The following is a 16,207-nucleotide window of genomic DNA, read 5'->3' on the forward strand; positions in this document are numbered from 1 at the left end:
CCATTATTTTGCTAAATATGGATTTATTTTTATTTCTCCATCTTCCCTTGTAATTGTAGCACATACAATATCATCTCTACTGTAATATACTGAATTACCAATGGATATTCTTACTCCTGGATATATTAACGATGAAACATTCACTCTACCACTAGATAATTTCTGAAGCATGTTTTGCAACTGCATCATAGCCATATTTACACTTTCTATCTTCTGATCTAAATGTTTTTCCGTATTAATTGATTTATCCAACATATTCTGTTTTTCTTTTGGTAGTTTCGTCATTTTAGAAATTTTAGTTAATAATTCTTTGGCTTTTACAACATTTTCCTTATTTTTATAAAGTTCTTCAAGTTCTTTCCTTAAACTTTCATATCTTTCTTTTATGTCCGGATCAATACCTACTTCTAATTTTGTAACGGTAGACATGGGCGAACCAATACATTTTGCACTCACTTCATTCCTTGCTCGTATTTCCCCACCAACAATTAAGCCTTTTTTACCAGTAGCAACAATAGATCCATTTGACTCTAACTTGCAATGCATTATAGCATCCGCAGTAATAGTTTCATTGGCTTTTGCGTAACAGTTTTCCATATACTTGCATATTATTTCTTTTTTACTGATTAATTTTCCAGTATTGTGCCCCTGAATACCTTTATGCAGTATAATATCACCATCTGCAATAATTGTTGCTCCCTCTACAACACCATAAATTTCAACATCTTCTGAACATTCTATTTTAAAACCAGTTCTTACATTTCCTCTAATAATTACTTTTCCAGCAAAGTGAATGTTTCCTGTTGCATGATCTACATTACCATTTACTTCATATACTTGTAAAACGTTTACCTTATCATTCACTAATTTTACTTGTCCATCTACCTCCGCAATTAACTTTAAACCATCTTCGCTTTCACCCACATTTTTACCTTTTTTAAAATGAACAATTTTTCCTGGTTTAGCTTTTAATTCTTTTCCTGTTACGGTCATTCCATCTATTCCATCTGTTGGCAAAATCTTTTCAGCAAGATAGTCACCTTTTTTTACATGGCAAATAATGTCAATTTCCTTAAAGTCTACTTTTCCGTCTTCAGTGATTTGTGGCTTGCCCTTAATATTTATATCAAAATTATATTTTATCATTCCATCTTTTCCATTTTCAGGTTCTTTCCCTTCTGCTATGATGTTTTCGTCATTGCATTGCTTTTCTAAAATCATTTTGTTAATGCGCATATCATCTATTCCATAAACAATATGATTCTCTTCCAAAATATGATCGATTGCTTCTCTTGTAATCATATTTCCACCATTTGGAGGAAGAATCTTCATGTACACTTTCATATTATCTCTTGACATAATTACCTCAGCTTTTGCATCGATGGGATCCTTAATTTCTAAATCTTTTATATCTATGGATGTAACTTTATTTAGTTTTAAACTTGATTTTATCTTTTCTATATCAATATTTTTAATTTCATTTTTTTCTAATTCAAATATAATTTCGTCAATGCTTACAGTTTTCCCCAACCCGTTTGGCGGATATATGATTAGATTGCTCTTGTCTTTGTCCATACGCATTTCAAACTTTCCATTTTCATTCTCAGCTTCTAGATTCGTAATTTCTTCATAGTTTATTGTCTTTTCAGTTAATTTTACCTTGAAATTTTTATTAAAAATACCAAAACGAGACTTGCCTACCTCTAGAACTTCTATATCTACATAATCAATCTGGGTGTCTAAAGCTTTTAATCCACTTTTAGTTGCTTCTTCTAGTGTTTTTCCTTCTACAATAATAGATTTTCTGTCCACCATTGTCATCCCCCCCATTGCCCTTTATAGAACTTTCCCAATTTTACTTCTCAATTTTATAATGGCTTTTGTATGTAGTTGAGAAATTCTTGATTCAGAGACCCCTAAAATAGCAGAAATTTCTTTATACGTTAATTCTGAATAATAATAAAGTTGAATAATTCTTTTCTCTCTTTCTTGTAAATCATTTAAAGAATCTAATAGTATTTTTTTTGTTGCTTCTCGTTCAAAGTGTTGCTGCGGTTCGCTATCTACATTCTCATCGATAATGGTAAAGTTTGTATTATTCGAAATTTTTTCTTCTAATGAAATAATAGAAAAAGAATGAATTTCTGCTAACATTGCATTTAATTCATTTAGTGAAATATTTAACTCTAAAGAAATCTCTTTATCGCTTGCACTTCTTCCTAATTTGTTTTCAATAGATTTATAAGCTTCTTCAATTCTTTTATATTTCTGTCTAACAGACCGTGGAATCCAATCAAGTACCCTAAGCTGATCAATGATTGCTCCTCTAATCCTTATATATGCATACGTTTCAAATTTTACATTTTTTGATGGATCAAATTTATCTATAGCATCTAATAGGCCAAAAATACCATAGCTCACTAAATCTTCAAACTCCGTATGATTACCATAATTTGCATATAGCCGTCCTGCAATAATTTTTACTAGATCCATATATTCAACAATCAATTGATCTTTAATTTTCTTATCATGCGTTTTGATATATTTCTCCCATAAGTTTCTATCCACCATTTTTTCTGACCCCCTTATGATTTATTCGTATAGTTACTTGTTTTATGTTATCCTAAATCTAAGGGGATAAAATCATCTTCTGCTTTTTTTTCATCCATTCCATTTTCAAACTTCTCTGATGCAACCACACCTTCTATTTTAGGCATATGATTAGATGATTCTTCTACTTTCACCAAGTTACTAATAAAACTCTTCGTAGCCAAAAATATAATGACATAAAGTATACTTGTTCTCTTTAAAAACACAATGAAACTAATGTTATTCATCATAGCAATGATTGTGCTAACAATTATTGAAAATATAAGAAATATGTAAGGTATGGATTTTATAATTTTCATAAACTAACTCCATTCATATTTGTTTCGTACCGCGTCCTATTGTTTTTACCAGCATTATGCCTGTACTTGCATGAAGTTCTATAGTTCTGCCAAAATTCCCTCCAGTATCTTCAGCACTTATTGGTATTTTTAACTCATTTAATATTTCTTTCGTAGCAATAGCATTTCTTTCCCCTATTTTCATGATATCATTTTTACTTGAAAATGAAAACATTTGGGCCCCTCCAGCTAGTTTACTTACTAGTCTTGTCCTTCTAGCCCCTAACTTTAAAACTTTTTCTAATAGTAAAAGTATAGCTGTATCTGCAAATTTAGCTAGATTTGTATTATTTCTTATTGTTTTACTAGAAGGTAACATAACATGTGCCATGCCAGCAACTTTTGCAATAGGGTCATGTATAGTCACTCCTACACATGAACCTAATCCTAAAGTCGTTAAAACATCTTCATCTTTCGCAACATTTAAATCTGCCATCCCAACCTTGATAATCTCTCCCATTATTCTAATACCCCTAAACTTTTTAATAATATTTCAAAAGAATCTACATCAGGAATTAAGAAAAAATATCCTTTGATTTCATCATTCCCTTCATGAAATTCAGTCTCAATCAATAATACTTTATCTCCAACCTGGCCATATTGAATAATAGGTACACTCAATATAGCGCCTGCCATATCTGTTGTCAACGAAGGAATTGATATTTTCATGTTTAATCCTGTTAATGTTGTTAAGGATGATATATATGCGCCTGAAAGGATATTTCCTATTTCTTGTAAAGCAGATTGCTCAATTTCATCTAAAATTTCAGAATTTTCTTCCCTTAGCAAAAGCATATTTGCTAATAATTTAGATGATTCTAAAGTAAGCAAGAACATAATATTTCCAGTTAAGTCTCCAACCACATTAAAATATATTCCACATACAGGTATTTCTGCTCCCCCTAAAAGTTCTGCAACTTCTCTAAATTCTAATATCTCAACTTTTGGGACATTCATATCAATTTTTCTATTCAGCATTTTGGCAAGAGCTGTTGCAGCGTTTCCTGCACCAATATTCCCTACTTCTTTTAGAACATCTAGTTGCATATTATTCATCTCTTCTATAGAAATGCCCATATTTTATCCCACCTTATATTTACTTATAGCGCTTCCTTTTGCTCTCCATTTTCTAAAACTTTTTCCAAATCTAATAGGATAATAATCCTTTCTTCATTTTTACCTATGCCCTTTACATAATCATTTTTTAAGTGCTCAGTAATATTCGGAACATCATCAACTGCATCAGCATCTAATTGCAAAACTTCAGAGGATGAATCTACTAACAAACCTACCACCATATCTTCAACAGAAACAATAATGATTCTAGATTCTTCATTCGACTCTTCTTGTGGTAAATTAAATCTTTTTCTCAAATTAATAACAGGTACTACTTCACCTCTTAAATTAATAACCCCTTCTACATAAGACAAAGCATGTGGAACCCTTGTTATATCCATAACTTTTTCAATTGTTTCAACACGTAAAATATCTACTCCATAGTACTCATTGTCAAGTTTAAATAATACATATTGATTGTCTGTTGTATCCATCTTATGAAGCATTATATCCTCTCCTTTTTATGCAATCTTAAAGTTTAGAAAAGGGAATTTGTATCTACAATAAGTGCAACTTGCCCGTTTCCTAAAATAGTAGCTCCTGCAATCGATTTAATACCTAATAAATATTTCCCTAACGACTTTATTACAATTTCTTGTTGCCCTATTAGACTATTCACTACAAATCCTGCTGTTTTATCTCCTTTTTTGACAACAACCACAATCAAATCGTCCTCTTGTTGTCTTTCTGAATGAACTTCTAAAATCTCGTTCATTCTCAGTATTGGTAATGTAGTATTTCGATATAATACCACCTCTTGTTCTTGTATATTTCTTATATTTTTAGGATCAATTGTAATAATTTCTTTAATGGAGCTAAGGGAAATTGCATACTTCTCATCCCCAACATTAACCAATAATGCCTGAATAATAGCAAGAGTCAATGGCAATCTTATGGTAAATGTACTACCTGATTTAGAAGTTTTTACTTCAACAATCCCTCCAAGAGCTTCTATCTTTGTCTTCACAACGTCTAACCCTACACCTCTACCTGAAATATCAGATATTTTATCAGCCATACTAAATCCTGATCTAAACAATAAATTTACAGCTTCTTTATCGTCCATATTATCAGCTTGCTCTTTTGTTATGAGTCCATTATTGATCGCCTTTGCTTTCACTTTTTCAATGTTAATTCCTTGTCCATCATCTTCTACTTCAATTACAACACTATTTCCATCCGGATAAGCTATAAGCTTTACTGTTCCTATTTCAGATTTTCCATGTTGTTTTCTTGTTTCAGGATCTTCTATTCCATGATCAATGGAATTTCTAATAAGATGAATAAGTGGATCCCCTATTTCATCAATAACCGTTCTATCAACTTCTGTTTCTTCTCCTGACATTTCCAATGAAATTTCTTTCCCAAGATCCTTTGAAAGATCGCGTACCATTCTTGGAAATCTGTTGAATACTCTCTCAATAGGAACCATTCTTACTTTCATTACAGCATCATGTAAACTTGTTGTAATTCTTTCAAGGTATTCTATGGCTTCATGCATATTATTTTTTTTCCCTGAATCATCGATTTCTTCTAATCTTGATCTTGTAATAATTAATTCACTTACAAGATTCATTAAGTTATCTAACCGATCGATATCTACTCTTACGGTTTTTCCTAACTTTGGCTTTTTCGATTGATTTGAAGTTTTTTCATGTTCCTCCTCTTTACTTATGGTCTCTATTTTTTCTTCTTCACTATTTGTAATAATTTGAGATTGCACCACAAGTTCTTTTGCATCAATTTTTTCAATTAATACATTTTCTATCTCAGATATATTCATTATTTTTTTTCTTATGTTTTCTCCATCAAGTTTCGAAATAATAAGTAATTCAAAGCTTGTATCAAATTTTTCATCTTCAATATCTTCTACAGGTGGATTAGATTTTAATATTTCGCAATCTTTTTCAAGGGTATTAAAGATAATAAAAGCTCTTGCTGCCTTAAGCATGCAATTTGGGTTTAAATCTATTTGCATTTTATAACAACTAAATCCATCTTCAGCAGCTTTTACTGCAATATTTTTTGAAAATTCACCAACTTCGATAACAATCTTATTCGTTTCATCTACCATGATATTTTGTATCTGCTCATTGTCCGGACACTTTTCCTCATCTGGATGAATCACTTTATTTAATTTTTTCACTAAATAATCAGATTCTAATTCTCCTTCATTTCCTGAATCGCCAATTTCATTGATATATCCTTCTAGGGTGTCTAAGCATTCAAACAAAATATCCACGATCGCTGCTGATAATTTCATCTCATTACTTCTCAATAGTTGTAGTACGTTTTCCATCTCATGGGTAAGCTTTGCAACTTTATTATACCCCATAGTAGCAGACATACCTTTCAATGTATGCGCAATTCTAAAAATTTCATGAACAAGTCCAATATCTTTGTGATTATTTTCTAATTCCAATAGACATTGATTCATACTTTGTAAATTTTCTTTTGATTCTTCGATAAAAATTTCTAGATACTGATTCATATTCATATCCATGTTCACTACACCCCCACATATTTTGTTATCATTGTTGCAATATCCTGTAGTGGTACTATTTTATCAATACAATTTAAATTGACAGCTGCTTTTGGCATACCATAAACAACACATGTTGCTTCATCTTGCGCTATAGTATATCCTTTTTGTAATTTTATATTTTTGATTCCCTCAGCTCCATCTGACCCCATTCCTGTCATAATAACACCAACTAGGTTCTTTAATTTTAGCTGTGCTAGGGAATTCATCATCACATCCACAGAAGGTCTATGCCCAGAAACAAGTTCTTCTTTTGTAAGATTTATTTTATAATTATTTGCTGAATTTATAATTTTCACATGATATCCCCCTGGCGCAATATATGCATATCCCGGTAATAAAATATCTCCCTCTTCTGCTTCCTTAACATGAATTTCTGATAAATTATTTAGTCTCTCAGCTAATGATTTTGTGAATCCTTTAGGCATATGCTGTACAATCAAAATGCTTGCCGGAATATTTTTGGGTAAATATGGAATAACCTCTTGTAATGCCCTTGGTCCCCCTGTCGAAGTCCCAATAGCAACAATTTTTTTCATACTACCCGTTTCTTTAAAAGGTGTACTCATCCCATGTACATTTTCTATTTTTCTAGAATGAACCATACCTTTAGAACCTATATTTGCTCTAGATGCAATCTTAATTTTTTCTGTTAGTTGCTGCTTCATATTTTCTGTGCTCATTTTGAAAATATTTGTTGGTTTTGTAATAAAATCAACTGCACCTATCTCTAAAGCTTTTAGCGTAGCATCTGCCCCTTCCTTTGTCAAACTACTAAGCATGACAACAGGTAAAGGTGACTGCTTCATGATCATTTTCAAAGCTGTTATCCCATCCATAATAGGCATTTCTACATCCATTGTTACAATATCTGGAGAAAGTTTCTTTATCTTTTCGATTGCTTCTTTCCCATTTCTAGATGTGTCAACCGCATTTAATGTATCATCTAAATTAATTATATCCGAAATTATTTTGCGCATAAAAGCAGAATCATCGACTACTAACACTTTAATTTTTTTCATTTAAATCAATCCCTTTTTTCGCATTCTTCTTTGATAATCAAAAACAAATGCTATGATCTGTTCTCTCTCTTTTTTATCAATATCTTTGAAGATGATTCCTATATCAAAATTATAATTAGATTCCTCATATAAAACACATCTCAATACTTCACCTTGAACTACAATTGGTTTATTTTTTGTTTCGATTTTTATTTCCACTGCACTGCCAACTTCTAATGCTTCTTTGCTAATAACTCTTACGCCTCCACCACTTATGTCCTTTGTTAAAACAGATATGGTTTTTTCATTGCCATTTTGCGATTCGATTACATTTACTTCTCCATTTAATAATACTTCTAATCTAAAAAAATTCCTCCGTTGTATACGAAAAACCTCTCCTATCTTTTTAACTCTCATATAAGATATGTCCCCAACATTTTTTCTTTCTACTACTTCTGCATTAAATCCATAGGTTCCTAAGTTTTTTTTAAAATAACTAATTTTTATGATTTTACCAATATCTATAGGCACTAAAACATTTTTAGCGATAGGTGTCGCAATAAACATAGCCTTTTCATCAATAATATCCATCACTTGGCTAACAAATTTTGTACTTTTATTCATCAAAGGATGCTCTAATTCTATCCCTATTTTCATTCCAACATTTGGAAGATCTGTTTTCACCATAAACAAACCCTACTTTCATTTCTAATATTTTTTACAATGATTCTCTATGACTATAAAAAAATTTATGAATAAATTTTTTCAAGCCACTGACTTCAAACACTTCTGAATTCGTTTCATTAACAAGTCTCGATGCAATTGTTTCTACCCCTTTACTAACTAAACTATTCGGATAAACTAATAGAAAAGGAGTTTGTCGTTTTACTGCTCTAGAGACTAAAATATCATCATATAAATAACCCAGTCTTTGCAAAGATACATTTAAAAACCTTTGTGAAGCCGTATTCAGCTTGTTAAAAACTTCTAATCCTTCCTCATTATTCTCTACTCTGTTGATTAATACTCTAATTATTTTTTCTTTATCATTTAATACAATATTTTTAAGTACTGCATATGCATCCGTAATAGATGTAGGTTCAGGCGTAGTAACTAAAATAATCTCACTTGCTGCGTCCACAAATGATAGAACAGAATTATTGATTCCTGCACCTGTATCTATTAGAATAAAATCCGTTGATTTACCAAGAAGTTTTAAATTCACAATTAAATTTGTTATTTGTTCTTCTGTTAGATTCGCAAGTTCTTTCAGTCCTGAACCTCCTGATATTAATTTTATCCCCCCCGGTCCTTCTACCATAATCTCTTCTAATGATTTTTCTTTTCGAATAACATGTGCTAAAGAATATTTTGGAATAACACCTAGAATAATATCAATGTTTGCTAAACCTAAGTCAGCATCTAAAATTGTAACTTTGTATCCTAATTTATTTAGTGATAACCCTAAATTAATCGTAAAGTTTGATTTTCCAACCCCACCTTTTCCACTTGTAATGGTTATCACCCTTGTACTATCAGTATCGGCAGTATTTTTTGAAAATGTAGGACTATGCGCTTCTTTGTTTTGTTTTTTTATATTATGAATGATCTCTCTTAGCTTTTTTGCTTGATCATTCATAATATTTACCTACAATTATATTTGCAATTTTTTCTGGATTCGCAATCTCAATATCATCTGGAACACTTTGTCCTGTAGTAAGATAAGAAAGATTTTTTCCAGTTAATATCTTTGTATTTAATATATTCCCAAAACCATTTGCTTCATCTAATTTGGTAAATAATAAGCTATAATCTTCAATAAATTGATAAGAATCAATAATACTTCTAATATCCTTATACCCTGTTGTTGCACTAATTACTAAAAAAACATCAGGATTTTCTATATAATTCATTAACTTTTTTATTTCATCTAATTGCTCTAAGGATCTATGGTTTCTGCCAGCTGTATCTACTAAAATGATATCTTTGTCCTTATACCCTTCTATGGCATCTTCAATCTCTTCAGGTTCATATATTACTTTTATTGGAATGTCTAAAATTTCACTATAGGTTCTTAATTGTTCCACTGCTGCAATTCTATAAGTATCCGCTGTAATAAGTGCAACAGATTTTTTTTCTCCAATAGCTAACCTTGCCGCAAGCTTAGCTATGGTTGTTGTTTTGCCAACACCCGTTGGTCCGACAAAGACAATCCTTTTTTGCCCATCATCCTTTTCTCGCACAAACTGAGAGGCACCTAAATATTCTCTAATAATAATTTTTATTGCTTTGTTGATTGCTTCTTCATTTTCATTCGAAAAGCTCATCTGTTTTTTTGCAATATTCATAATTTTATCCACAATATTTTTTTCAATATTATTTTCTAACAGTTGACTGTAATATTTTTCAAATAGTGCAGGCTTTTTGGGTTCTTTTTTTTCGTCTATATTATGAATAAAGTTATTTAACATATTCTGAATATTTCCTACTTGATATTGTAATTCGTCAATCTTATCTGTTTCTCCTTGTTTATTTATATTTTTTCTTTCACTTTGTGTGTTTATTCTTTTTCTATTTTGTTCATTGTTTTCTTCAATCGCAGCAACCATTTCAATAAGTGGTTTTTTGAAAAATCCTATAATACCTGAACGCTTAATTTTTCTTGAATGCAAAATCACAGCATTTACACCAAGTTCAGTTTTAATTTTCAACATGGCTTCCTGTGTATTATTTGCAATATATCTTTTTACTTTCATATTATGCACTCACCATCCCAATTGACTGTACTTCAACTTTTGGATCAATTTCATTATACGATAAAACGACTAGTTCAGGCGATAATTGCTCTGTTAACCGCTTAAAATAAAATCGAACAATAGGAGAAGTCAATATAATTGGTTGTTCTCCTACAGACATTAATTTTTCCACTTGCTTGGCTAAGCTATTCAAAATAGTTTGTGTACTATTTGGATCTAAGTTTAAATAGGATCCATGTTCTGTTTGCTGAATCGATTCCATAATCGTTGCCTCAAGATTTTGATCAAGGGTAATTACTTTTGCATTCTTCCCTTCAATAAACTTTTTAGTAATCGCTCTTGAGAGAGATTGTCTAACATATTCTGTAAGCATATCTCCATCTCTTGTAATTGTCCCATAATCAGCAAGTGTTTCTAAAATCGTAACCATATCCCTTATTGAAATACCCTCTCTTAATAAATTCGACAATACCTTTTGAACTTCTCCTAAAGACATAATTTTAGGAACAAGTTCATCTACTAAAGCTCCATGATGTTCTTTCACATTGTCAAGTAATGTTTTTACTTCTTGTCTACCTAATAATTCATGCGAATGATTCTTAACAATTTCAGTAAGATGCGTAGATATGATGGAAGAAGGATCAACAACCGTATAACCAAATATTTCAGCCTTTTCTCTTTCATCCTCTTCAATCCACTTTGCAGGTAATCCAAAAGCAGGCTCTATTGTATCAATTCCATTGATATTTCCTTCCGCAGTACCCGGATTCATTGCTAAATAATGATCAAATATAATACTTCCTTCTGCTACATCAACACCCTTTATCTTTATTACATATTGGTTTGATTCTAATTGAATATTGTCTCTAAGCCTTATCATTGGTACAACAATTCCTAGTTCTAAGGCACATTGCCTTCGAATCATCACTAATCTATCAAATAAATCCCCACCTTGATTTGGATCTGCCAGCGGAATAATGCCGTATCCAAATTCTAACTCAATTGGATCTACTTGAAGGAGAGGTATTACATTTTCTGGTTTTTTAATTTCTTCAGCTTCTATTTCTTGAGGAACTCCATCTTCTTCAACAATGCTTTCTTTAATAGACTTTCTAAGAATAAATCCTAAATATAAAAATATAGCGCTTAATGTCATGTATGGCAGATTAGGTAACGGTGTTAGTCCTAAAAATAACAATACGCCTGAAACAATAAACATAATCCGAGGCTGTCTAAACAATTGTTGTAATACATCATTTCCCAAATCAGAATCTGAAGCAGCTCTTGTTACCACGATGCCTGTTGCCGTTGAAATAAGTAATGCCGGAATTTGACCTACTAATCCATCTCCTACGGTTAACAAAGTATATTTTTGCAGCGCTTCTAGAAAACTCAATTCACCGCCTAGCATTCCTAATACAAATCCTGCTGTTATATTAATAAGGGTTATAATAACCCCTGCAATAGCATCCCCTTTTACAAATTTACTTGCGCCATCCATAGATCCATAGAAGTCAGCTTCTCCTTGTATACGCATTCTTCTTTCCCGTGCTTCCATTTCACTTATCAAGCCAGAATTCAAATCTGCATCGATTGCCATCTGTTTCCCTGGCATTGCATCTAGTGTAAATCTTGCAGCAACTTCTGATACTCTTTCTGCTCCTTTTGTAATTACCATAAATTGTATAATTATGATAATTAAGAATATGATAAAACCAACAACAGCATTTCCACCTATAACAAATTGACCAAATGCTTCGATAACACTTCCTGCATTTCCACGAGATAAAATATATCTTGTCGTGGTAACATTTAAAGAAAGCCTAAATAATGTAGTTAAAAGAAGCATCGAAGGAAAAACTGAAAACTGCAAAGGTTCTTTGTTATATATTGAAATCAATAAAATAAGTAAAGATAATGATATATTAAAACTTAACAATATATCTACAGCAAGCAGGGGTATTGGAATAATTATAATAATAACAACTGCTATGATTGCAAGTGATACAGCAATATCACCAAATTTCATTTTTATTCCTCCTATTGGATATTTTTGAGTTTATATACATAAGCTAACACTTCTGCAACTGCTTGATAAAGATCTGGAGGAATATAATCTCCTATATCAACAGCGAAATAAATGGATCGGGTGAGTGGTTTGTTTTCTACAATTGTTATATCATTTTCATACCCTACTTTTTTTATTTTTTGTGCAATAAGATCTTTTCCTTTTGCTAAGACAACAGGGGCATCTTCAAGTTTACTATCATACCGAATGGCAACAGCATAATGGGTTGGGTTTGTAATAATCACATCTGCCTTTGGCACATCTTGCATCATTCTTCCCATTGACATTTGTCGTTGTTTTTCTTTAATCTTTGATTTTAATTGAGGATCTCCTTCCATTTGCTTATATTCCTCTTTTATTTCCTGTTTTGACATTTTCAACTCTTTTTCATGCTCCCATTTTTGATATGAATAATCTGCTGCTGCTAAAACAATTAACATAGCGGCAGCGCGAAAAGCTATATTCACTGTAGTTTTACCTAAATACCCTATAATTTGCAAAATATCCATGTCCATAATATTGAATATATTCTTAGATTGTTTTAATACATAGCTAAAAGTTATATATCCAACTGCACTGATCTTTATAAGTGATTTAAAAAGTTCTACTAAAGGTTTCATTGAAAAAAATTTTTTCATCCCATTAATTGGATTGAGTTTGCTAAGCTTAGGTTTTAAAGGTTTTGTTGTAAACAAAAATCCTACCTGCATATAGCTACATATTAAACCAACAATAAATGCACTCCCTACAATAGGTACTACTATTTTTGCTATTAAAATAATAGTTTGTATCAATAATTTGTGCGTTTCATTAATCGTAAATAAATTATCACTATCTTTCATTTCTAAAAATAAATTTTTAGTAAAGTCCATAAAGTTTTGGTAAATATAATTTCCCATTACACTTAAAACTAAAAAAGTAACTAGCAATATAAATGCGGAATTAATTTCTTTACTTTGTAATACCTGGCCTTCATCTCTAGATTGTTTTCTTTTCTTTGGTGTAGCTTTTTCTGTTTTTTCTCCAGAAAAAAGTTGTAAATCTATCTTAAAAAGAAACATGACATCATCCTTTTGCTACAAGGTTTATAAAATCGTAAAGATTTTCAAACATGTTGTCAAATAGATGCTCGAAAACCCCTAAATATAAAGGTAGTATTAAAACAATAATCATAAGACCCACTAATATTTTTAGAGGCATCCCTACAACAAAAACATTCATTTGAGGCATAGTACGTGCTAATATTCCAAGTAATATGTTTGATATAAAAATTGTAATCAAAATAGGTGCACCCATTTTAAAAGCAACAATAAAAATTGTTGTTAATATGCTGATTAATTTATCAATCATAAACGCATTAACTATTAAGCTTCCCATAGGAATGCTGTCAAAGCTATATTTTAGTGCATAAATTACCGTATGATGTCCATTCGTTGATAAAAACACTAATACTGCCATGATATAGAACAAGCTTCCCATTATTGGCACTTGTGTATCATCTTCTGGATTTATTACACTTGCCATAGAAAAACCTATTTGCATGTCAATAATATTTCCTGCCAAATAGATTGCGCTGAAAAAAAGGTAACAAATAAATCCTATCATAATACCTGTCATCAATTCTTTTGTGCTATTTAGCGATAATGAATAGAAGTTATCATTCACTAGATTTTTGGGTACATTAATCACAGGAAATAGGATCAGTGTAATAATTAAAGAAACTCCTATTTTTATATAAGAAGGTACATTTTTATTACTAAAAACTGGTGTTGAAACAAAAATGCCTAAAATTCTTGCAAAAATTAGCAAGAATATATCAATATGCCCTAATAATCTTACTGCAATCTCCACATTTTTCAATCCAATCTATTTTATAAAATCATTTAAATTCATAAATAAACCTTCTGTATAATCTACAATTCTACTTAAAATCCATGGACCAAAAACAATAATCGCAACTAAAATCGCTATGATTTTAGGAACAAATGAAAGTGTTTGTTCTTGTATTTGTGTTGTTGCCTGAAAAACACTTACTGCTAAGCCCACAATGAGCCCTAACACAAGCATTGGTGCTGATAATAATATCACATTTAGCATAGCTTGCTGCAAAAGATCTATAATTTGTCCTTGGCTCATTGATTACACCTCTATTTAAATCCCATAATCAAGGATTTGATAATAAGATTCCAGCCATCTACCAATATAAATAGTAAAATCTTAAAAGGCATTGAAATCATCACTGGCGGTAACATCATCATTCCCATTGACATGAGTGTGCTGGCAACTACCATATCAACTATGACAAATGGTATAAATAGTACATACCCAATTTGAAATCCAGTTTTCAATTCACTAATAATAAAGGCTGGAATTAATGCTTTCGTTGGAATATCTTTAAGTTCTTTTGGCACCTCACTACCTGATATATCTATAAAAAGTGCCAAATCTTTTTCTCTTGTTTGATTAAACATAAATTTTCTTAGTGGTGCCATTCCATTTTCTATTGCTACTTCTGCTGAAATCTGTTCATTCAAATAAGGTTGTATCGCCTTTTCATTAATCTCCGAACCAATGGGTGCCATAATAAAAAAAGTGAGAAAAAGAGCTAATCCAATAAGCACTTGATTAGGTGGTGTTGTTTGCGTAGCAATCGCTTTACGTATAAAAGATAACACAATGATAATTCTAGTAAAGCATGTCATCATAATTAAAATAGATGGCGCTAGTGCTAAAACTGTCATTAAAAATAAAATTTCCAAGCTATTGGCTACTTCCTTTGGATTATTGGCTTCATCTAAGCCTATACTGATTTTGGGAATTGGCATTTTAGGTTCGGCACAAGATACAGAGAATGAGAACCCTATGATAAATATCATAATCCCAATGATCCAATATATTCTTTTTACACCTTTTTTCTTCATTTTAGTTCGTCCTTATCTTTATAGTGTTTTATCTCTGCGCTACGTCTTTTCATTCCTTTTAGCTTATCCCACATAGGCGCTGTAAAACTATCTATATTTTTCTGCCTTTCATCTGATAGACTGTTCTCCTTATACAGATATTCATCTAGAAAATCATCAAATGGCTCTTGTATTTGCTCATCTTTGGGAGGATTCAAAGTAATTTTTATATCATTTTGATTGATTTTATCTAATAATTCAATATTTTGTTTACCAACAGCTAGGATATAGTAATCTCTCCCAATATGAATCATACAAATAGATTTGTCCATACCTAAAGATATTTTTTCAACGATTTTCATGTTTCTACCTTTTATAAACAGGTTACCATTTTTACCCATCCATTTTGTCACATAATAGGCCGATCCTAATATAAAGAGAAATGCAATTGAAACACTCATAAAATATTTTATATCTGCTATAATTGTAATTTCCCCTTTCGAACTAACCTAGTACTTTTTTAACAGCTTCAACAACCCGGTCTGCTTGAAATGGTTTTACAATAAAATCTCCAGCTCCAGCTTGAATTGCTTCAATAACCATCGCTTGTTGCCCCATCGCAGAACACATAACAATTTTCGCATTCGGATTGATTTTTTTGATCTCTTTCAAGGCTTGTATACCATCTACTTCTGGCATAGTAATATCCATAATCACTAATTCAGGGTTCAATTCTTTATACTTTTCAACTGCTTTTGCACCATTTTCAGCTTCCCCTAGAACATTGAATCCATATTTTGTTAAAACATCCTTAATCATCATTCTCATAAATGCGGCATCATCAACTACTAAAATTCCTTTTGGCATTATATTTCC

General features: G+C 31.3%; 18 protein-coding genes. All 18 read right to left on the reverse strand.

From position 1 onward, the window contains the following. Nucleotides 1-3: 3 nt before the first annotated feature. A complete protein-coding gene (locus tag EV214_RS00740; protein WP_165916153.1) occupies nt 4-1,815 on the reverse strand; it encodes a FapA family protein in 1,812 nt (603 codons plus the stop codon). A 21-nt stretch (nt 1,816-1,836) separates the two neighbouring features. Then, nucleotides 1,837-2,571 carry a FliA/WhiG family RNA polymerase sigma factor gene (locus EV214_RS00745; protein ID WP_132241689.1) on the reverse strand — a complete coding sequence of 245 codons (735 nt, stop codon included), beginning with the start codon at nt 2,569-2,571 and terminating at the stop codon, nt 1,837-1,839. A gap of 47 nt (nt 2,572-2,618) precedes the next feature. Beyond that, the gene (locus EV214_RS00750) at nt 2,619-2,909 is read right to left on the reverse strand and encodes a hypothetical protein (protein WP_132241691.1); all 291 of its coding nucleotides are present in this window, start codon (nt 2,907-2,909) and stop codon (nt 2,619-2,621) included. A gap of 13 nt (nt 2,910-2,922) precedes the next feature. Next, nucleotides 2,923-3,408, reverse strand: coding sequence for a chemotaxis protein CheD (locus EV214_RS00755; protein WP_207669594.1), 486 nt, complete (start codon nt 3,406-3,408; stop codon nt 2,923-2,925). After that, on the reverse strand, nt 3,408-4,025 hold the full coding sequence (locus EV214_RS00760; protein WP_132241695.1) for a chemotaxis protein CheC: 618 nt from the start codon (nt 4,023-4,025) through the stop codon (nt 3,408-3,410). Before EV214_RS00760 ends, EV214_RS00755 begins: the two co-directional genes overlap by 1 nt. A 23-nt stretch (nt 4,026-4,048) precedes the next feature. Continuing rightward, nucleotides 4,049-4,510 carry a chemotaxis protein CheW gene (locus EV214_RS00765; RefSeq protein ID WP_207669595.1) on the reverse strand — a complete coding sequence of 154 codons (462 nt, stop codon included), beginning with the start codon at nt 4,508-4,510 and terminating at the stop codon, nt 4,049-4,051. Nucleotides 4,511-4,542: 32 nt separating this feature from the next. Beyond that, complete coding sequence (locus tag EV214_RS00770) at nt 4,543-6,567, reverse strand: chemotaxis protein CheA (RefSeq protein WP_330571214.1); 2,025 nt, start codon at nt 6,565-6,567, stop codon at nt 4,543-4,545. 5 nt (nt 6,568-6,572) lie between these two features. After that, complete coding sequence (locus EV214_RS00775) at nt 6,573-7,628, reverse strand: protein-glutamate methylesterase/protein-glutamine glutaminase (RefSeq protein WP_132241697.1); 1,056 nt, start codon at nt 7,626-7,628, stop codon at nt 6,573-6,575. Further along, the gene (locus EV214_RS00780; RefSeq protein ID WP_132241699.1) at nt 7,629-8,294 is read right to left on the reverse strand and encodes a flagellar brake protein; all 666 of its coding nucleotides are present in this window, start codon (nt 8,292-8,294) and stop codon (nt 7,629-7,631) included. A gap of 31 nt (nt 8,295-8,325) precedes the next feature. Further along, the gene (locus EV214_RS00785; protein WP_132241701.1) at nt 8,326-9,246 is read right to left on the reverse strand and encodes a MinD/ParA family protein; all 921 of its coding nucleotides are present in this window, start codon (nt 9,244-9,246) and stop codon (nt 8,326-8,328) included. Next, nucleotides 9,239-10,363, reverse strand: coding sequence for a flagellar biosynthesis protein FlhF (flhF, locus tag EV214_RS00790; RefSeq protein WP_132241703.1), 1,125 nt, complete (start codon nt 10,361-10,363; stop codon nt 9,239-9,241). The genes EV214_RS00785 and flhF overlap by 8 nt, the downstream gene beginning before the upstream one ends. Before the next feature lies 1 nt (nt 10,364). After that, nucleotides 10,365-12,392: a flagellar biosynthesis protein FlhA gene (gene flhA, locus EV214_RS00795; protein WP_132241705.1), complete on the reverse strand. Its 2,028-nt coding sequence runs from the start codon at nt 12,390-12,392 to the stop codon at nt 10,365-10,367. Between the two features lie 11 nt (nt 12,393-12,403). Then, nucleotides 12,404-13,492: a flagellar biosynthesis protein FlhB gene (gene flhB, locus EV214_RS00800; protein ID WP_132241707.1), complete on the reverse strand. Its 1,089-nt coding sequence runs from the start codon at nt 13,490-13,492 to the stop codon at nt 12,404-12,406. Nucleotides 13,493-13,496: 4 nt separating this feature from the next. Then, nucleotides 13,497-14,282 carry a flagellar biosynthetic protein FliR gene (fliR, locus tag EV214_RS00805; RefSeq protein ID WP_165916154.1) on the reverse strand — a complete coding sequence of 262 codons (786 nt, stop codon included), beginning with the start codon at nt 14,280-14,282 and terminating at the stop codon, nt 13,497-13,499. 15 nt (nt 14,283-14,297) lie between these two features. Continuing rightward, nucleotides 14,298-14,567 carry a flagellar biosynthesis protein FliQ gene (fliQ, locus tag EV214_RS00810; protein WP_132241711.1) on the reverse strand — a complete coding sequence of 90 codons (270 nt, stop codon included), beginning with the start codon at nt 14,565-14,567 and terminating at the stop codon, nt 14,298-14,300. An 11-nt stretch (nt 14,568-14,578) separates the two neighbouring features. After that, nucleotides 14,579-15,352, reverse strand: a complete 774-nt coding sequence (gene fliP / locus EV214_RS00815; protein ID WP_132241713.1) for a flagellar type III secretion system pore protein FliP — start codon at nt 15,350-15,352, stop codon at nt 14,579-14,581. Then, entirely contained in the window at nt 15,349-15,744 is a 396-nt protein-coding gene (locus EV214_RS00820) for a flagellar biosynthetic protein FliO (protein WP_165916155.1), read from the reverse strand. The genes fliP and EV214_RS00820 overlap by 4 nt, the downstream gene beginning before the upstream one ends. Before the next feature lie 91 nt (nt 15,745-15,835). Then, nucleotides 15,836-16,198: a response regulator gene (locus tag EV214_RS00825; protein ID WP_132241717.1), complete on the reverse strand. Its 363-nt coding sequence runs from the start codon at nt 16,196-16,198 to the stop codon at nt 15,836-15,838. Nucleotides 16,199-16,207: the final 9 nt, after the last annotated feature.

The organism is Marinisporobacter balticus (genome assembly GCF_004345705.1).
GTDB lineage: Bacteria > Bacillota > Clostridia > Peptostreptococcales > Thermotaleaceae > Marinisporobacter > Marinisporobacter balticus.